The sequence below is a fragment of the Rathayibacter sp. VKM Ac-2929 genome, assembly GCF_022815495.1.
Taxonomy (GTDB): Bacteria; Actinomycetota; Actinomycetes; order Actinomycetales; family Microbacteriaceae; genus Rathayibacter; species Rathayibacter festucae.
This window is the reverse complement of record NZ_JALGRV010000007.1, coordinates 83,977-100,792: the sequence shown is the minus strand read 5'-3', so window position 1 is coordinate 100,792 and position 16,816 is coordinate 83,977. Positions and strand designations below refer to the sequence as shown.

Genomic DNA, 16,816 nt, shown 5'->3' with positions numbered 1-16,816 from the left:
GTCCGCACCATGAAGCTCCTCGGCGCCCACTCCCTCGAGGAGCTCACCCCGGCCCACGTCACCCAGCTCGAGCGCCTCCAGCCCCGCCCCCGCGCCTGACCCACAGAGCTCGCCGGTCGAGTAGCCCCCACAGGCGCCATCATGCTGGTCGAGTAGCCGCCGCAGGCGGCGTATCGAGACCCACGTCCCCCGCACGGAGGAGCTCGATACGCCCGCTGCGCGGCCTACTCGATCAGCAAGGAGGGGCCAGCACCCCGCCCGTCCGCGGAGAGCAGGACGCTCGCGGGGCGCAGTGGTTGATCCACCATGCAATTACCCCGGCCTCCGGGTCGGCGCGCGGCCTCCGGAGCCCTGCGCCATGACTCCGCGCCGGTAAGTGCCGATGAGTTGCTTGCGCACGAACTCGTTCGCGGATTCGATGTGCGTCGACTCCTCCCCCGCAGCAACGTCGACGCTCGCCGCCGCGGCGGCGGGCTCGCCGGTGCCGAACGGGTCGTCGCCGTAGCCGCCCATGCGTGAGTCACCGGCTCGAGGTCGTGTCCCTGCTCGAGCTGGAGCTGCTCTCGGAGCGCGACGTGTGGAACTCCGGCTTCCAGTTCGGAGACTGGCTCGATCCGGATGCGCCGGACGACATGCCCTGGGCGGCGAAGGCCGACTCCGGTGTCGTCGCGACAGCGTGCGCGTTCCGCACCTGCACGATCGCAGCCGATACCGCCGCGCTCCTCGGTGGGTCGCAGGACGAGGCCGAGTTCCGCCTCGGGGCCGAGCGGATCCGCGCCGGCTTCCAGAACGAGTACGTCTCTGAGGAGCGCATCCGCAGCGACTGCTCCGCCGTCTACACGCTGGCCCTGGTCCTCGGGCTGCTCGACGCCCCCAGCGAGTGTGGGCCGGCCGACGCCTCGCCGAGCTCGTCGAGGCCAGCGGCTTCCGCATCTCGACCGGGTTCGCCGCGACTCCGTTCCTCACCGAGGCACTGAGCTCCACCGGCCACGTCCGCCACGCCTACCGGCTTCTCCTCCAGACGGAGTGCCCCTCCTGGCTCTACCCCGTGACGATGGGCGCCACCACGATCTGGGAGCGCTGGGACTCGATGCTGCCTGACGGCTCGATCAACCCGGGCGAGATGACCAGCTTCAACCACTACGCGTTCGGCTCGGTGGCCGACTGGATGCACCGGACCATCGGCGGACTCTCCCCGCTGGAACCCGGCTATCGCCGGTTCCTGATCGCGCCCCAGCCCGGCGGCGGACTGGACTGGGCGGAGACGGCCCTGCAGACTCCGCACGGCCGAGCGTCGGTCCGCTGGGATCGCACGGGCGACGATCTCAGCGTCCGGATCGGAGTTCCCGAAAGCACCACGGCCGTCCTGCGCCTGCCAGGGGCGAACGACCGGGAACTCTCCCCGGGTGAGCACCGGATCGACGTCCGCCTCCCCTCGATCCCTTTCCAGGAGCGCACTGCATGACACGATCCGCCTTCCCCCCCGACTTCTTCTGGGGCGTTGCGACCGCCGGCTACCAGAACGAGGGCGGCAGCACCGCCAGCGACATCTGGTTCCTGGAGCACGTGCAGCCCACGATCTTCACTCAGCGGTCGGGAGCCGCGAGCGACAGCTGGAACCGATGGGAGGAGGACCTCGACCTCGCCGCCTCGTTCGGCCTGAACAGCTACCGCTTCTCGGTCGAATGGGCGCGTGTCGAGGCCGTGGCGGGAGTCTTTGACCAGGACGCCCTCTCGCACTACGAGCAGATCGTCGACGGCTGCCTCCTCAGGGGGCTGGCCCCCATCGTCACCTTCAGCCACTTCGCAGCACCGCACTGGTTCGCGGCGGCGGGCGGGTGGCTCGCAGCCGACGCCGCCGACCGTTTCGCCGCCTACTGCGACGCTGTGATGCGCCGCTTCGGCGACCGCATCTCGATCGCCGTCACCCTGAACGAGCCGAACCTCCCCCAGCTGCTCAGCTGGGCCGAGCTGCCGCCGTTCGTGGCGGAGCTCGAGCGAGCGACCCTGCACGCCGCGAGCACCGCGTCCGGTTCCGAGCGCTACCGCGTCGGCAACGTCGTCCTCGCCGAGGAGTTCGAGGAGATGCAGGCCGGACTGACTCGCGCACACCTCGCAGCCCGAGCCGTCATCAGAGGGCATCGGGCCGATCTGCCCGTCGGAATCTCGATCGCCGTCAGCGACGACGTCGCCGCCGAGGGCGGAGAGCGGGTCCGGAACCGCAAGCGCTCCGAGGTCTACGAGCACTGGCTCGACTTGGCGAGCTCGGACGACTTCATCGGGGTGCAGAACTACGAGAGGGAGTACTACGGGCCCGCGGGGCGCCTCGAGCCCGCCGAAGGCCTGCCCCTCAATGCGATGGGCACCGCGATCGAGCCGGGGTCACTCGCCGTGGCAGTCCGCTACGCCCACGCCGTGAGCGGAGTCCCCGTGCTCGTCACCGAGCACGGGCTCGGCGCCTCCGACGACGCGTTGCGCGCAGGATTCATCCGCCCCGCTCTGGACGGTCTCGCTCAGGTCCTCCTGGACGGCGTCCCGGTCATTGGCTACTGCCACTGGACCCTCCTCGACAACTACGAGTGGATCTTCGGCTACGACAGGTGCTTCGGCCTCGTCGAGGTCGATCGCGAGACTTTCGCGAGAACGCCGAAAGCGAGCGCGGCCGCCTATCGGGAGTACGTCGTCTCGGCCGCCGCTGCCACTGCGATGCGCACCACGGGCTGAGCGGCAGGGCGCTCAGGCACCGGCTCCGCGGACTCTCCTCGCCCCCGCCCACGGGCGATCGTGCGCTCGGCACGCGATCGCCTCCGATGACGAGTCCTCGAGGACGCCGATCAGATCGCTCGGAGCTGCCGATACCGCGTGGTCGCATCCGCCCCCGCATCCTTCACGAGTCGGGCCAGATCGTTGGCCGCCTCTTCTGAGAAGCGCGACGTGAGGTACGCCGCGCTCAGCGAGCCGATCGGCGATCCGTCCTCGTCGAGGACCGGGGCTGCGATGCTGGTCGCTTCGGCCACTCGCTCACCGGCCGTGCGCGCCCATCCCTGCTCGCGGATCTGCACGAGGCGCTCTCGGAGAGCATCGACCTCGACCGTGGTCCGTTCGGTGAAGCGCTCGAGCGGCAGGCTGAGCGCGGCGTCGAGGTCGGCGTCGGGCAGGAAGGCGAGCATCGCCAGCCCGCTCGCTCCGACCGTGATCGGGTAGGACCCGCCCACCGCGATCGTGATCCGGATGGGCTGGGCGCTCTCCACCTGGTCGATGTAGAAGCGCCGGTACCCCTGCCGCTGCGACAGGATCGTCGTCTCCCCCGTCGCCGACGAGAGCCGGGCGATCACAGGGGCCGCGGCGGCATGCAGCTCGTTCTGCCGTGTCGATGCCCGGCTCAGACCGATGGCCGCGACGCCGAGCGAGTAGTCCCGTGTTCCGCCGTTGTAGCGCAGGAGCGAGCGGTGCACGAGCGTCTGAAGGATGCGGTGTACGACCGCCTTGCTCAATGAGACGCGGCGAGCGAGTTCGGAGACCCCGAGACGCTCCCCCTCCGCGAACGCCAGCAGGATGTCGGCCACCCGCTCCGTCGTCGACGCGCCGTTCCGCTCACTGTCTGTCATGCGACCCCCTTGTTCCAGGCCAGTGTTCCATTGAACGGAACGACTGCCCACCGTTCCGTGCGGTCGGAAACGTAACTGTTACACCGACGAAACGGATCATCCTTTTCTAACACCTACCGTAGCTAGCAATTCAACTGATGACGGCTATATACGCGTTCCACTGAACGGAACGAATTTCCTCATCGGAACAGACCGAGAGGCTCGCACAATGGAACAGCAGTACGGGGTGGATCTGATCACCTTCTATCACCCGGCGTTCTGGGGCCTGCAGAACCGTGAGGAGCTGCTCGCGTTCGCAGTAGCAGACCCGGAGGCTCTCTGGCTGCGGATCATGGCCGGCTGCCGTGATGCGGGGATCTCGGTCGTCGAGATGACCTTCGCCCCGGCTGACCGGCTCTCGGCCCTCGCCGCGTTCGGCAGTCCCGAGGCCTTCGCCGCCGCTCTCGCCGAGCACGGCCTGACTCTCAAGAGCGGGTTCTTCGTCGACCCGGTCCGGATGCCCGACGCGAGTGCGGCCGAGCTCGCCGATAGCGCCGCCGTCGACAGCGACTTCATCCGGCGCGCTGGCGGCGACACCCTCGTCGTCGCCCCGCCGATGCGCCGGTCGACGAACGCGGTTCCTCCTCTGTTCGTGGGCCTCGAAACCATGAACGCCTTCGCCGACTCCTTGCACGCCATCGGCGATGCGAGCCTGCGCCAGGGCGTGAAGACGGCGGTGCACACAGAGGCCCACTCCCTGGTCTGCACCACCCGCGACCTCGACCTGCTGATGGCCCTCACCGATCCGAGTTACGTCGGGCTCTGCCCCGACACCGGCCACCTGGTCCTGTCGGGCTCCGAGCCGAGCTTCGCAGTGTCCCGGCACCGCGAGCGCGTCATCCTCTCCCACTGGAAGGACGCGATCGGCGAGATGCCCGAGACAACTGTCGACGAGGGCATCCACCTCGCTCATCGCGAGTACTTCCGACGCGTCGGCGCCGGCACCGTCGACTGGACGACCTGGGCCGCCCTCTCCGAGACCACCCGCGTCGGGCCGCTCATCCTCCTCGAGCTCGACGCGGTCCCGAACCCCGTCGAGGAGATGGCCGCCGCGCGCGCCCACCTCGACGCGTCCCTCGCCTAGCCCCCGCGAGGACATCCCTGCACCATCCGGACGGCGACTGCCGCGCCGGCTCCCCGCACCACCGTTGAGGAGTCCCCACTCATGAACCACTTCCGTAGTCGACGCTCCCGCGTCATCGGCACCGTCCTCGTCGGCGGTCTCATCACCTCGGTCCTCGCAGGCTGCGCCTCCGCAGAGGAGGCCGGTGCACGTGCTGACGGCAGCACGGGCGTCGTCCTCGACTCCGACCTCGTCGCCTCGGCCGGAGCCAAGGCGGCGGAGATCGCCGAGCCCGCCGAGCTCGACGGCACCATCGAGCTCATCGGCCCGAACGGCGGCAACGAGGGAGCGATCCTCGAGGCCGTCTACGCGCCGTTCGAGGAAGCGACGGGCGTGGACGTGAAGTACACCGGCACCCAGGACTACATCAGCGTGGTGCAGTCACGCGTTCAGGCCGACAATCCGCCGGATATGGCCAGCATGTCCCTCGGGGTCTTCCGCCAGTACGCCTCGACGATGGATCTCGTCAGCGTGACCGAGGTCGTCGGAGCCGAAGAGCTGGCGTCGAGCTACAGCGGCTCGCTGCTCGACGCGGTCACCTTCGACGGAGAGGCTCGCGCCGTCTTCCAGGGATTCAGCAACTTCATGATGTGGTACAACCCGCAGACCTACACCGGCCCCACCGAGGACGCCTCCTGGGACGAGGTCATGGCGTGGACCGACAGTGCGATCGCCGCAGGTGAGACCCCGTGGTGCGCGGCGCAGGAGTCGGGAGCGAGCAGCGGATTCCCCGGTGCGCAGTTCATCGAGACCCTCTTCGCGAAGAAGTACGGCCCGGACAAGCTTGCCGCGTGGGGCAGCGGAGAGCTCGCCTGGACTTCCCCGGAGGTGAAGGACGCCTTCGAGATGTTCGGCGCCATCGCCACGAACGACGCCGCCGTCAACGGAGGTGTGACTGGCGCGCTCTCAGAGCCGATCTCCACCGGCTCCAACGGCCTGGTCACCGACCTCTGCTCCGCCGAGGTATGGGGATCCTTCACCGCCGGCCTGATCGCCGGGAGCACCGACGTCATGGTCCCGGGCGAGAACCTGGACTTCATGCAGGTACCGGGTTCGACTCCGGAGTTCGCCGAGACGGAGATCTTCCAGACCGAAGGCACCTTCGCCTTCAACGACACCCCGGAGACCCGCGCGCTGCTGGCCTACATCGCCTCCACCGAGGCGCAGACGCTACTCGCCTCCGCCGACCAGTGGACCGTCTCGAACCTCGACGTGCCTGTTGACACCTACGACAGCGTGCTGCTGCAGCGCGCTGCGGAGACCTTCATCAACGAGGACGTCACGTTCGGTACCGGAATCAGCACACTCGCCGGCTCCGACGTCCGCTCGGCCCTCTACAAGGGCGTCGTCGCGTACATGCAGGACCCGGCATCGCTGGATTCCGTCCTGCAGTCCATCCAGGACACCGTCTCGGCGAGCTGACAGCGATGAGCGGGACCACCTCCACACGCACCCCGACCCGAAGGACCGTCCGATGATCGATCTCTCGACCAGCGTTCCGGCGCTGATCCTCATCGGCGCGATCGCCATCCCCGCCGCCGTGTATCTGCTTCTCGGTCTCGGGGAGCGCATCCTGGAGCGGCTGCTGCCTCGGCGCCCCCGCTCGGTCCTGCGCCCGTGGGTGTGGCTCCTGGTCCCGTTCCTCGTCGTCGCGCTCATCCTGCTCTACCCCCTGCTCTATACCGTCGTACTGTCCGTGATGGATGAGACGGGCACCAGGTTCGTCGGAGGCGAGAACTTCGTCTGGGCCTTCTCCGGGTCGATGTTGGAGATCCTCGGCAACAACGTGATCTGGATCGTGGCGTTCCCGGTCGGCACCCTCGTTCTTGCACTGATCGTGGCGGTCGTCTTCGACCGCGTCCGCTACGAGAAGCTCGCGATGACTCTGATCGTGCTGCCCACCGCGATCTCGTTCGCCGCGGGTTCGATCATCTGGCGGCAGAACTACTCCTACCAGCCGGCCGGATCCGAGCAGCGCGGCCTGCTGAATGCGCTGTGGACGCTGCTGCCAGGCGCTGCGCCGATCCCCTGGCTTCAGACGCAGACGGTGAACTCCTTCGCTCTGATCTTCGTTGCGATCTGGTCGGGCCTGGGAGTCGCGGCCCTCATCCTGTCGGCAGCCGTCAAGAACGTGCCTGCGGACATGCTCGAGGCGGCGCGCTTGGACGGCGCGGGCGAGTTCCGCGTCTTCTTCAGCATGGTCCTGCCCAGCATCGCGCCCGCCGTCCTGGTCGTGATCACGACCGAGGTGATCTTCGCTCTGAAGGTCTTCGACATCGTCTACGTGATGACCAATGGCAACTTCGGCACCGATGTGGTCGCGAACCGCATGTACTCCGAGCTCTTCTCCTCCAGCGACTACGGACACGCCAGCGCGATCGCCATCCTGCTGCTGATCGCCGCGGCTCCGATCATCGCCCTCAACATCCGCCAGTTCCGCGCCGAGAAAGAGGCTTGAGATGAGCACCCTCACCGCTCCTGTCATCGAGACGGCATCGACCGCGCTCGCCGAGCCTGCTCCGGTCGTCCATCGGCGGCGGCGACTGCGCCGGCTGCTCACCCCGGGGCGCATCGTCCTGCACATCGTCACGATCGTCTTCATGCTGGTCTGGTTCACGCCCGTGCTCGGCCTGTTCGTGTCCGCCGTGCGCACCCAGGCCGACGCCGCGTCGACCGGATGGTGGACCGCGATCGTCGATCCGCTCTTCACCGGATACAACTACCAGCAGGCGATGGGGTTCATCTCGGCAGGTGAGAGCCTCGCCACCTCGCTGGCGATCTCCCTCCCGACCACGGTGCTCACCACGGTGCTCTCCCTGATCGGCGCCTACTCGTTGACCCGGATGACCTTCACCGGTCGCACCGTGATCTCCCTGCTCCTCGTCGCGATGCTCGTCATACCACCTCAGGTCACCCTCGTGCCCATGCTGAAGTTCTTCGCCGCGATCGGACTGCAGGGCACGGTGCCCTCGGTCTGGATCTACCAGGTCGGCTTCACGATCCCGTTCGGCATCTTCCTCATCCGCGGCTTCATCGCCTCCATCCCTGAGGAGCTCTTCGAGGCCGCCGCGATCGACGGAGCCTCGACGTTCCAGACCTTCCGCACCATCGTCACTCCTCTCTCCCTCCCCGTCCTCGCATCGCTCGCGATCATGCAGTTCCTCTGGTCCTGGAACGATCTGCTCATCCCGCTCCTCTTCCTCGGCGGGAGCGATCTCGAGGCGCCACTCACCGTGCAGGTCGCGGGGCTCGTGCAGTCCAACGGCGAGGGCGAGGCTGTGCTGATGGCCGCGACCTGCCTGTCGATCCTGGTGCCGCTGATCATCCTGATCGGCATGCAGCGATTCTTCGTCCGAGGTGTCCTCGGTGGGGCGGTGAAGGGATGATCGCCGACGTGCTGATCGTCGGCAGCGGTCTGATGGGCGCCGCGACTGCGCGCCTGATCCGGGAAGCGTCGCCGGACGCGTCGATCGTGATGATCGACGGCGGCGCAGTGATCGGGTCGGTACCCGGCCAGCACCTGCACGATTCCGCAGAGCCCCTGATCCACGAGCGGTACAACGCTCGAGTGGCCAGCGGGGTGCAGGCCCTCTACACGGGTGCCGCAGTCAGTTCCCCTGTCGAAGGCGGCATGGCCGACGTCGAGCCGGGGATGCACCATCTCTCCTCCCTCGGCGAGGACGCCGCCGCGCTGCCGGGTGCGTCACTCGCTTGGAACGTCGGTGGAATGGGAGTCCACTGGACGGCGGCCTGTCCGGCTCCGTGGGGCCGCGAGGTACCGGATTTCCTCCCCGCCGCCGAGTGGGACGCCGATCTCCGGACGGCCCAGCGGGTGCTCGGGGTGCACGACGACGCTTTCGGCATCACGGACGCCGGCCGAGCGGTCCTCCGCGAGCTCGACGCCGTGTTCGGTCCCACCAGCGCGGAGGGGCGCCATCCGCGGACCATGCCCATGGCCATGACCCCCACGGCATCGGGACCTCGCCCTCGGACCGGGCCGAACCGGATCCTGCCCGCCATGGCAGACGGGTCAGATCCCGCGTTCGCACTGCTTCCGGGAGCACTCTGCGTGCGACTCGAGCACCGCGACGGAACCGTGACGGGCGCGATCGTCCGCGACGTCGCCACCGGTCACGAGTCCCGTCTGAAGGCGGGAATCGTCGTCGTCTGCGCCGACACGCTGCGCACACCGCAGCTGCTCTTCGCCAGCGGCATCCGACCGGCCGTCCTCGGCACGCATCTGAACGAGCACGCCTTCCTCACCGGACGCGTCTTCCCGGACATCGCGCGGCTCGGCATCGATCCTTCGAGCCTGGCCGCGCCTCGCGAGGGCGAGTGGGCCGTCGGCGCGTACTGGCTTCCGCACAGCGACGAGGCGCAGCCCTTCCACGGCCAGATGATGGAGAGACCGCATGTCGACGACGCCGGCGCGACGGTCGACTACTCCGTGGGACTCGCTCTCTACGTCCCGACCGAGGTCCGCGCCGCCAATCACGTCGAGTTCTCCGAGACCGAGACCGACGCGATGGGCCTGCCGCGGATGCGGATGCACTTCGACTACTCCCCGCGCGACGAGGAGCTGATCGCACTCGCCCGGGTGCGGCAGCGCGAGGCCGCCGAGCGGATCGGACGCTTCGACCCCGAGCGGGACACCGCACTGCTCGCGCCCGGCTCGTCCCTGCACTTCACCGGCACCGTCCGCATGGGGCCCGTTGACGACGGCACCAGCGTCTGCGATACCGACGCCCGTGTCTGGGGCTTCGACAACCTCTACCTCGCCGGCAACGGCGTGATCCCGACCCCGGTCACCGCGAACTCCACGCTGACCGGCACCACCTTCGCGGTGCGCGCGGCCCGTGCCGTCGTCGCCGCTCTCACCGAACCGCCCGTGCACGGGCGCCTGCCGGAAGGAATCACCTCATGACCGACTGGAACCTCGAAGTCGACAGGATCCGCGACCTCCGCGCCGCCCGGACGAAGGTCGGCCCGGGCACCACTCCGGCCGTCGTCGTAGTCGATTTCCAGCGAGCCTTCACCGAGCACGAGTTCGTCGGCCCCACCACCGCCGTCGCCCTCGAGAGGACGAACGTCCTGCTCGATGCCGCGCGCCGCGCCGGAGTGCCGGTGGTCTACCTGGTGATGGTCCTCGACTCCCTCGACGACCGGATGCTCGCCCAGCGGGTCCGCTCGAGCCTCACCGAGCGCTGCGAGCGCGGGAATCCCTGGACCGAGATCAGTTCAGCCGTCCCGGCCCAGCCCGGCGACCACATCGTCGAGAAGACGGTCGCCTCGGGGTTCTACAACACGCGACTCCACGATCTGCTTCAGGAGCTCGGCGTCGACGAGATCGTGCTCGCCGGTACGAGCACGAGCGGATGCGTTCGCGCCACCGCCACCGATGCGGCCTACCGCGACTACCGGCTGAGCCTGGTCGAGGAGTGCTGCGACGACTTCCGCACGCTCTCGGGCGAGGTCTCCCTGTGGGACATCCAGGACCGCTTCGGCGACGTCGTGCCCCTCGACGCCACCCTGGCGCGGTTCACATCGATCGCCGCAGAGCGATCGCCTGTGCGGACAGCTTCGTGAGCGCCCCGCTGCGATTCGGCACCGACGATCGGCTCGTCTACGAGCCCATCGTGACCCGTCCGCAGGTGACCTGGCCTGAGGGCAGGACCGTCGCGGTCTGGCACGCGCCCAACGTCGAGCACTACGATTACATCCCGCCCGGTGGCGGAAGCCCCCAGGGTCGCGTGCCCGCACCCGACCTGCAGCACTACATGCACCGCGACGCTGGCAACCGCACCGCCTTCTGGCGCCTGCTACGAGCGGTCGACCGGTTCGAGATTCCGTCGACCGTCTCCCTCAGTCTGACCGTGCTCGAGGAGTTCCCCGACATCCGCGAGGCGATGCGGGAGCGGGACTGGGAGGTGATGAGCCACGGCATCTCGAACCTGCGTCCGATCTACGACCTGCCCGAGGCGGACGAGGCGGCGTTCCTCCGGGAATCGCAGGCGGTGGTGGACGCCTACTACGGGGGAGCGCGTCTCAAGGGCATGCTCGGGCCGAAGATCAGCGGCACCGACAACACGGTGGACCTGATGGCGGAGCACGGGATGATCTACCACGCCGACTGGGTCCACGACGAGCAGCCGCGCCCGCTGCGAACCCGCTCCGGAGCGCGGATCGTCTCGATGCCCTACAGCTACATGCTGAACGACGTCCCCCTGCTGCACGCGAAGCACTACTCCTCCGACTACTTCGTGACGATGGTCAAGGCTCAGATCGACCGCCTGCTGGCAGACGCCGACCGCGACGGCCAGGGGCGCGTCGCCTGCATCGCCACCCACCCGTTCGTCCTGGGGCAGCCCGGCATGCAACGCGCTCTCGAGGAGGTGTTCGCCTACCTGCGCTCGGACGAGCGGCTCTGGGTCACGCGAGCCGGGGACGTCGCCGAGCACTACCTCGACCACCACTACGACGCCCAGCTGGCCAGCGCGCTCGATCAGGACGGAGCGGTGCGATGAGCATCATTACCAACCCCGCGGACGCCGTCGTCTTCGCCCCCGACCTGCCGCGCACCTCGGACGCCTCCCGCGCACCCTGGTCTCTTCCGGACGGGAAGAAGCTCGCGGTGAGCGTGCTGCTGCACGCCCCCGCCTATCTGGACGTCGTGCCGTCCGGCGCCCTCAAGCCGACGACCATGCAGGGCGGCGTCGGGCGCGAGACGTCCGAGCCGAGACACGGCCAGGTGGCTCGCCTGTCCCAGTGGGACTTCGGTCTCACTGTCGGCATCTGGCGCCTGCTCGACATCGCCGAGCGAGCCGGTGCTCCCGTCGCCGTCGCCCTGGACGCGGCAGGAGTGAGACGAATGCCCGGTCTGGCCAGGCTCGCCGCGGGGCGAGCGCAGGAGATCGTCGTGCGCGGGCAGGCCGCCGACGTCATCCTCGGCAGCGGCACCGCCGACGAGCGCGGATCGATCGCCGACGCGCGATCCGCTGTCGAGGCCGCGACCGGCCGCTCGACGAGCGGCTGGTTCGGACCGGAGCGGGGCCAGAGCCCGCAGACCACGGCTCTGCTGCGCGAGGCCGGCTTCTCCTGGTTCGGGGACTGGCCCGTCGACGAACGGCCGGTCACGCTCTCCGGCGCCTCCGAGGGGCTGATCGCCCTGCCGCATCCTCTGGAGACGGAGGACATGTTCGCGCTGTACACCCGGGGTCAGCCCTTCGCCGACTACGAGAGGGCGCTGGAGGACACCGTCGATCAGCTCGTCGAGGACGCCGATCTTCTCGGAGCCCGCTACCTCGGGCTGAGCTGGTTCGGCTGGGTGCTCGGACAGGCGTGCTTCGCCGACGTGGCGGAGCGGACGCTCGCGCGGCTCGCCGCGCATCCGGACGTGCTCCTTGCGACTCCCGGCGAGATCGCCGCCCTGTCATGAGCCGCACCCGCACCGAGGAACCGCCCACCTCGTCGTCCCCTCGCGACCTGCCGCGCAGTCTCGCGTGGGCACTCGGCTCCGGCACCGTGCTGCAGGGACTCAACTCGGCGATCATCGCCGTCGCGCTCGTGCCCATCGCGCTGCAGTTCGGCTCGGCCGAGTCGATCCCCTGGCTCGTGAGCGGCCTCTACATCGCCGCCGCAGTCGGCGCTCCGGCGGGCGGCCGGCTCGCCGACCTCTTCGGACCCCGACGCGTCTACCTGGCAGGCCTCGTCGTCGTCCTCGCTGCCTCCGTCGCCGGTCCGTTCACCCCCTCCATCGAGTGGCTCGTCCTCGACCGCATCGTGCTGGGTCTGGGCACGTCGATCCAGTTCCCCGCCGCGATGGCCATCATCCGCCGCCAGGCCGCTGCGAGCGACGTCATCCCTGTCGGTGCGATCGGCATCGTCGCCCTCTGCGGTCAGGCCACCGCGGCTCTCGGGCCGACCGTGGGCGGTCTCCTCGTCACGGCGACGGGCTGGCAGGGCATCTTCTGGGTGAACCTGCCGATCATCCTCAACTCGGCGATCTGGGTGCTTCGGACGGTTCCCGCAGACGCTGCGCAGACCCGGACGGGCGTGCTGCCGACCATCCGGTCGCTCGATCCGCTCGGCATGGTGCTCTTCGTCGGCGCCCTGGTCGCGCTGATGCTCGGCCTGCTCTCCCTCACCGGGGAACCGCTGTGGCTCGCGTTCGCCGTGGGCGCGCCCCTCGCGGGCGCCCTGGTCTGGCGAGAGCTCTCGGCGCGCTCGCCGTTCGTCGATCTGCGCCTCCTGGGTCGCCACCCGCAGATCGGCTTGACCTGTCTGCGAGCGATAGCGACCTTCACCTCGTTCTACTGCGTGTTCTACGGACTCCCGCAGTGGCTCGAATCAACTCGCGGGCTGGATCCGGCCGTCACGGGTCTCCTGATGCTCCCCGTCTTCGGCGTCGGTGTGCTTTCGACGCTGATCGCGACCCGGCTCGGACGGCGAGCCGGCCCGCGCGTACTGCTGGCGATCGGCACGACCGCGATGGTCGCGGCAGGCGGCATCCTCGTTTTCCTCGTCGATGACGAGAGCCCCCTGCTGCTGCTCGTCGCGGTCGCTGTCCTGCTCGGTGTGCCGAACGGCTTCAACAATCTCGGCAATCAGCTCCTCTTGCACGCCGCCTCGCCGTCGACCGCAGCCGGATCGGCGAGCGGGCTCTATCGGACGGCGCAGTACATCGGCGCGTGCGCCTCCGCGGTGGTGGTCGCGCACGCGCTCGAGTCGACCGCCGCCGACGGCGGGATCGCGCTCCTCGGAGCGTGGATCGCCGGGCTCGGCGGCGCGCTGCTCGTCCTCAACCTCGCAGCGATGCTGCTCGGGCGACGGCGCCCCGGACGATGACTCGCTCGAATCGGCCCGGCGTCCTCCGTCGGGCGGTCCCCGCGACGGCGTCGAAGGTCAGTGAGCGAGAAGCCTCGAGCGGATGGCCGGCGAACGCGAACGCCGAGCCGTCCTCGAGGACCGGGCGTACCGCCCAGCTCGCGCGGTCCGACCACCCGGCGACGGTGATCCGGGTTACGCGGAGAGGACCGGCCCCCAGCCGAACCAGGACGTCACCTCGATGATCGCCGTCCAGCTCTCCCGTTCGCGGTCGGGGTAGATCGCACCGCGGTAGCGGGTCGCGAGCCGGTCGATGTCGGCGAGGTCGGGGTCGCGGCGGATCTCGCTCACCCGCCCGCTGAGGGAGATCTGCGAGTACCAGTTCTCCGCGCCCATCACGGAGAGCGAGACGTGCGGGTTCGCGCGGAGGTACTTCAGGCGGGCTCGCGTCCCGTCCATGTTGACCAGGATCGAGCCGCCGTCCTGGATCTCGTACCAGGTCGTCGCGGTGTGCGGCTCGCCGTTCGGGCGCACCGACGCGATGACGGCCGGGTTCGGCGCCCGGAGGAACTCCACGACGTTCTCGGGCAGTGGCGGCTTGGGCATCTCGTCCTTCTTCCGACGTGCTGACTCTGAGGGTAGGTGGGCCGCGATCGGCGCGTTCGAAGGCCGCTTCAGGTGGGCCAGGTGACTCAGCTGTAGTCGAAGAAGCCGCGACCCGTCTTGCGGCCGAGGTCACCGGCGGCGACCTTGTCGCGCAGGATCTGCGGCGGCGCGAACCTCTCGCCGAGGGACTCGTGCAGGAACTCGCAGATGTTCAGTCGCACGTCGAGGCCGACGAGGTCGGAGGTGCGCAGCGGGCCGGTGGCGTGGCGGTAGCCGAGGACCATCGCGGCGTCGATGTCGGCGGCCTCTGCCACCCCCTCCTCGAGCATCCTCATCGCCTCGAGGGCGAGGACGTTGCCGAGCCGCGAGCTGGCGAAGCCGGGAGAGTCGTTCACGACGATCGCCGCCTTGCCGAGCGACTCGACCCAGCCGAGTGCGGCGTCGCGCAGGGCGCTCGACGCGCGCGGAGTGAGGACGATCTCGACGAGGGCGGACGGCGGTACGGGATTGAAAAAGTGCAGACCGCAGAACCGATCAGGATGCGTGAGCTCCTCGGCGAGCCGCGTCACTGGGAGCGAGGAGGTGTTCGTCGCCACCCACGCCGTGGGCGAGACGACGCGCTCCGCTCTGGTGAGCGCCTCGATCTTGAGCTCGATCACCTCGGGGACCGCTTCCACGATCAAGCCGGCCGGCGCCAGGTCGTCGTAGGAGGTCGAGACTCTCACGCGCGCGAGAGTCGACTCGAGGTCGACGGAGGGATTCCGTGCGGCGGCCTTGGCGATCCCGTCGGCCAACCGTGACTGAGCGGCCACCGCGGCATCGTCGTCGCGCTCGATCACTGTGACTTCGGATCCCGCCTGGGCGAAGACCTGGGCGATGCCCGCCCCCATCCGACCGCCGCCGATCACGCCGACTCGCTCTGGTGCACCACTCATGACATCTCCCTCGACCTTCACGGTCCCGCCAGGGTCACACGGCGACTTATGCGTGTCCAATACCTGATCGGGGTCCGATTGATTCATCGCGCGGATCGACGGGCGCGGCCATCGGTATTGGACGACCATCGAGTCCGAAGGTCAGGCTGGAGGCCAGGACCGGCGACGAAGCAGGACCGGCGACGAAGCGGAGAGACGATGAGCGCGTACAAGACCATCAACCCGAGCACGGGCGAGACGCTGGAGGAGCACGAGCTCCTCAGCGACGACGAGGTGGAGGGCCTTCTGACCCGGTCAGCGGCCGCGTACTCGTCGTTCCGCTCCCTCCCCCTGGAGGAGCGCACCGCCGTGCTCCGTCGTGCCGCGGCCCTTCACCGGGAGCGGATCGAGGAGCTCGCCGAGATCCTCACGGTGGAGATGGGCAAGCCCATCACGCAGGCGCGGGGCGAGGTCACGCTGGTCGCGTCGATCTACGAGTACTACGCGGATAACGCCGCCAGGTTCCTCGCCGATGAGCAGCTCGACATCGCGGGTGGCGGGGAGGCTCTCGTGCGCACCGAGCCGATCGGGCCGCTCCTCGGGGTGATGCCCTGGAACTACCCCTACTACCAGGTGGCCCGCTTCGTCGCGCCGAATCTCGCGCTCGGGAACACGATCATCCTCAAGCACGCCCGGAACTGCCCGCGTGCGGCCCTGGCGATCGAGCGGGTCCTGCGCGACGCCGGGCTGCCCCGCGATGCGTACCTCAACGCCTTCATCGACAGCCGTCAGGTCGCCGTGATCGTGGCGGACGAGAGGGTTCGCGGCGTCTCGCTCACCGGGTCCGAGAGGGCGGGCTCCGCGGTCGGCGAGATCGCAGGACGGCACATGAAGAAGTACGTGCTCGAGCTGGGCGGGTCGGACCCGTTCATCGTGCTCGACGATGCGGACGTCGATGCGGCGGTGGCGGCCGGCATCGTCGGGCGCTACGCCAACGGCGGCCAGGCCTGCACGGCGTCCAAGCGGTTCATCGTGATGGAGGCGGTGTACGAGGAGTTCACTCGCAAGTTCATCGACGCCGTCGCCGACATCGTCACTGGGGACCCGATGGATCCGGCCACGTTCCTCGGCCCACTGTCCTCGGCGGGCGCGGGCGACGAGCTCGACGAGATCGTGCAGGACGCGGTCTCCCAGGGGGCCACGCTGCACACCGCTCCGGGAGCGCAGCGGTCCGGCGCGTTCTATCCGCCGAGCGTGCTCACCGAGGTGACGCCGCAGATGCGCGCGTTCGAGGAGGAGCTCTTCGGCCCGACGGCCGTCGTCTACCGCGTTCCCTCGCCGCAGGCGGCGGTGCAGCTCGCGAACGCGTCGCCGTTCGGGCTGGCCAGCAGCGTCTTCACGGCGGACCGAGACCTCGCCGCCTCGCTCGCCGAGCAGCTCGACGCGGGCATGGTGTGGATCAACGCGACGAGCAAGACCGCCCCCGATCTGCCGTTCGGCGGCGTGAAGCGCTCGGGCGTGGGTCGCGAGCTCGCCCGCTTCGGCATCGACGAGTTCGCCAACAAGAAGCTCGTGCGGACGATCCAGCCGCTCACCTGAGCGAGTCCCCCTCTCGCGACCAGGGGTCCGCCCCGCCGACCTGTCCGCAGGATGCGGCCGGCGGGGCGGATCCCTCTCACTCTCGCGTCCTCACGGACCGGAGC

17 protein-coding genes are annotated in these 16,816 nt (G+C 69.2%); 13 read left to right on the top strand and 4 right to left on the bottom strand.

The features are described from left to right. Window positions 1-312: 312 nt before the first annotated feature. Window positions 313-513, bottom strand: coding sequence for a hypothetical protein (locus MT355_RS19815; protein WP_132438144.1), 201 nt, complete (start codon window positions 511-513; stop codon window positions 313-315). 2 nt (window positions 514-515) lie between these two features. On the opposite strand from MT355_RS19815, the gene MT355_RS19810 reads away from it, so the two are divergent. Genes MT355_RS19810 through MT355_RS19800 form a run of 3 tightly spaced genes read left to right on the top strand, consistent with a single transcriptional unit; the run spans window position 516 to window position 2,724 of the window. Further along, window positions 516-977 carry a hypothetical protein gene (locus tag MT355_RS19810; RefSeq protein ID WP_308197443.1) on the top strand — a complete coding sequence of 154 codons (462 nt, stop codon included), beginning with the start codon at window positions 516-518 and terminating at the stop codon, window positions 975-977. Continuing rightward, window positions 881-1,465 (top strand): alpha-L-rhamnosidase C-terminal domain-containing protein, encoded by a 585-nt coding sequence (locus MT355_RS21725; RefSeq protein ID WP_308197442.1) that lies wholly within the window; start codon window positions 881-883, stop codon window positions 1,463-1,465. The genes MT355_RS19810 and MT355_RS21725 overlap by 97 nt, the downstream gene beginning before the upstream one ends. Continuing rightward, the gene (locus tag MT355_RS19800; protein ID WP_243600847.1) at window positions 1,462-2,724 is read left to right on the top strand and encodes a glycoside hydrolase family 1 protein; all 1,263 of its coding nucleotides are present in this window, start codon (window positions 1,462-1,464) and stop codon (window positions 2,722-2,724) included. The genes MT355_RS21725 and MT355_RS19800 overlap by 4 nt, the downstream gene beginning before the upstream one ends. A 110-nt stretch (window positions 2,725-2,834) precedes the next feature. Here the strand turns inward: MT355_RS19800 and MT355_RS19795 are convergent, their stop codons facing one another. Further along, window positions 2,835-3,659 carry an IclR family transcriptional regulator gene (locus MT355_RS19795; RefSeq protein WP_132438137.1) on the bottom strand — a complete coding sequence of 275 codons (825 nt, stop codon included), beginning with the start codon at window positions 3,657-3,659 and terminating at the stop codon, window positions 2,835-2,837. 157 nt (window positions 3,660-3,816) lie between these two features. Here MT355_RS19795 and MT355_RS19790 point away from each other — a divergent pair, with 157 nt between their 5' ends. The 9 genes from MT355_RS19790 to MT355_RS19750 all read left to right on the top strand — a co-directional run bounded on the left by MT355_RS19790 (window position 3,817) and on the right by MT355_RS19750 (window position 13,614). After that, the gene (locus MT355_RS19790) at window positions 3,817-4,731 is read left to right on the top strand and encodes a sugar phosphate isomerase/epimerase (protein ID WP_243600846.1); all 915 of its coding nucleotides are present in this window, start codon (window positions 3,817-3,819) and stop codon (window positions 4,729-4,731) included. Window positions 4,732-4,812: 81 nt separating this feature from the next. Then, window positions 4,813-6,192, top strand: coding sequence for an ABC transporter substrate-binding protein (locus tag MT355_RS19785; RefSeq protein WP_243600845.1), 1,380 nt, complete (start codon window positions 4,813-4,815; stop codon window positions 6,190-6,192). Between the two features lie 52 nt (window positions 6,193-6,244). Beyond that, window positions 6,245-7,228, top strand: coding sequence for a carbohydrate ABC transporter permease (locus tag MT355_RS19780; RefSeq protein ID WP_243600844.1), 984 nt, complete (start codon window positions 6,245-6,247; stop codon window positions 7,226-7,228). A 1-nt stretch (window position 7,229) separates the two neighbouring features. Then, window positions 7,230-8,156, top strand: coding sequence for a carbohydrate ABC transporter permease (locus MT355_RS19775; protein ID WP_243600843.1), 927 nt, complete (start codon window positions 7,230-7,232; stop codon window positions 8,154-8,156). Then, window positions 8,153-9,694, top strand: a complete 1,542-nt coding sequence (locus MT355_RS19770; RefSeq protein WP_243600842.1) for a GMC oxidoreductase — start codon at window positions 8,153-8,155, stop codon at window positions 9,692-9,694. The genes MT355_RS19775 and MT355_RS19770 overlap by 4 nt, the downstream gene beginning before the upstream one ends. Next, window positions 9,691-10,356: a cysteine hydrolase family protein gene (locus tag MT355_RS19765; protein WP_243600841.1), complete on the top strand. Its 666-nt coding sequence runs from the start codon at window positions 9,691-9,693 to the stop codon at window positions 10,354-10,356. The genes MT355_RS19770 and MT355_RS19765 overlap by 4 nt, the downstream gene beginning before the upstream one ends. Further along, window positions 10,353-11,294 (top strand): polysaccharide deacetylase family protein, encoded by a 942-nt coding sequence (locus tag MT355_RS19760; RefSeq protein WP_243600840.1) that lies wholly within the window; start codon window positions 10,353-10,355, stop codon window positions 11,292-11,294. The genes MT355_RS19765 and MT355_RS19760 overlap by 4 nt, the downstream gene beginning before the upstream one ends. Continuing rightward, on the top strand, window positions 11,291-12,205 hold the full coding sequence (locus MT355_RS19755; protein WP_243600839.1) for a hypothetical protein: 915 nt from the start codon (window positions 11,291-11,293) through the stop codon (window positions 12,203-12,205). The genes MT355_RS19760 and MT355_RS19755 overlap by 4 nt, the downstream gene beginning before the upstream one ends. After that, window positions 12,202-13,614, top strand: a complete 1,413-nt coding sequence (locus tag MT355_RS19750) for an MFS transporter (RefSeq protein WP_243600838.1) — start codon at window positions 12,202-12,204, stop codon at window positions 13,612-13,614. Before MT355_RS19755 ends, MT355_RS19750 begins: the two co-directional genes overlap by 4 nt. Window positions 13,615-13,788: 174 nt before the next feature. Here the strand turns inward: MT355_RS19750 and MT355_RS19745 are convergent, their stop codons facing one another. Together MT355_RS19745 and MT355_RS19740 are read right to left on the bottom strand one after the other, a co-directional pair. Next, on the bottom strand, window positions 13,789-14,199 hold the full coding sequence (locus MT355_RS19745) for a pyridoxamine 5'-phosphate oxidase family protein (RefSeq protein ID WP_243600837.1): 411 nt from the start codon (window positions 14,197-14,199) through the stop codon (window positions 13,789-13,791). A gap of 86 nt (window positions 14,200-14,285) precedes the next feature. Next, the gene (locus MT355_RS19740) at window positions 14,286-15,134 is read right to left on the bottom strand and encodes a 3-hydroxyacyl-CoA dehydrogenase family protein (protein WP_243600836.1); all 849 of its coding nucleotides are present in this window, start codon (window positions 15,132-15,134) and stop codon (window positions 14,286-14,288) included. Between the two features lie 198 nt (window positions 15,135-15,332). Between MT355_RS19740 and MT355_RS19735 the strand changes: the two genes are divergently transcribed. Further along, window positions 15,333-16,712, top strand: coding sequence for an NAD-dependent succinate-semialdehyde dehydrogenase (locus MT355_RS19735; protein ID WP_243600835.1), 1,380 nt, complete (start codon window positions 15,333-15,335; stop codon window positions 16,710-16,712). Window positions 16,713-16,816 lie beyond the last annotated feature (104 nt).

Coding starts and splice junctions, on each gene's coding strand:
- MT355_RS19800 (WP_243600847.1), top strand. CDS start 1,462: ATGACACGATCCGCCTTCCCCCCCGACTTCTTCTGGGGCGTTGCGACC.
- MT355_RS19780 (WP_243600844.1), top strand. CDS start 6,245: ATGATCGATCTCTCGACCAGCGTTCCGGCGCTGATCCTCATCGGCGCG.
- MT355_RS19815 (WP_132438144.1), bottom strand. CDS start 513: ATGGGCGGCTACGGCGACGACCCGTTCGGCACCGGCGAGCCCGCCGCC.
- MT355_RS19750 (WP_243600838.1), top strand. CDS start 12,202: ATGAGCCGCACCCGCACCGAGGAACCGCCCACCTCGTCGTCCCCTCGC.
- MT355_RS19785 (WP_243600845.1), top strand. CDS start 4,813: ATGAACCACTTCCGTAGTCGACGCTCCCGCGTCATCGGCACCGTCCTC.
- MT355_RS19770 (WP_243600842.1), top strand. CDS start 8,153: ATGATCGCCGACGTGCTGATCGTCGGCAGCGGTCTGATGGGCGCCGCG.
- MT355_RS19740 (WP_243600836.1), bottom strand. CDS start 15,134: ATGAGTGGTGCACCAGAGCGAGTCGGCGTGATCGGCGGCGGTCGGATG.
- MT355_RS19745 (WP_243600837.1), bottom strand. CDS start 14,199: ATGCCCAAGCCGCCACTGCCCGAGAACGTCGTGGAGTTCCTCCGGGCG.
- MT355_RS19775 (WP_243600843.1), top strand. CDS start 7,230: ATGAGCACCCTCACCGCTCCTGTCATCGAGACGGCATCGACCGCGCTC.
- MT355_RS19755 (WP_243600839.1), top strand. CDS start 11,291: ATGAGCATCATTACCAACCCCGCGGACGCCGTCGTCTTCGCCCCCGAC.
- MT355_RS19790 (WP_243600846.1), top strand. CDS start 3,817: ATGGAACAGCAGTACGGGGTGGATCTGATCACCTTCTATCACCCGGCG.
- MT355_RS19765 (WP_243600841.1), top strand. CDS start 9,691: ATGACCGACTGGAACCTCGAAGTCGACAGGATCCGCGACCTCCGCGCC.
- MT355_RS19735 (WP_243600835.1), top strand. CDS start 15,333: ATGAGCGCGTACAAGACCATCAACCCGAGCACGGGCGAGACGCTGGAG.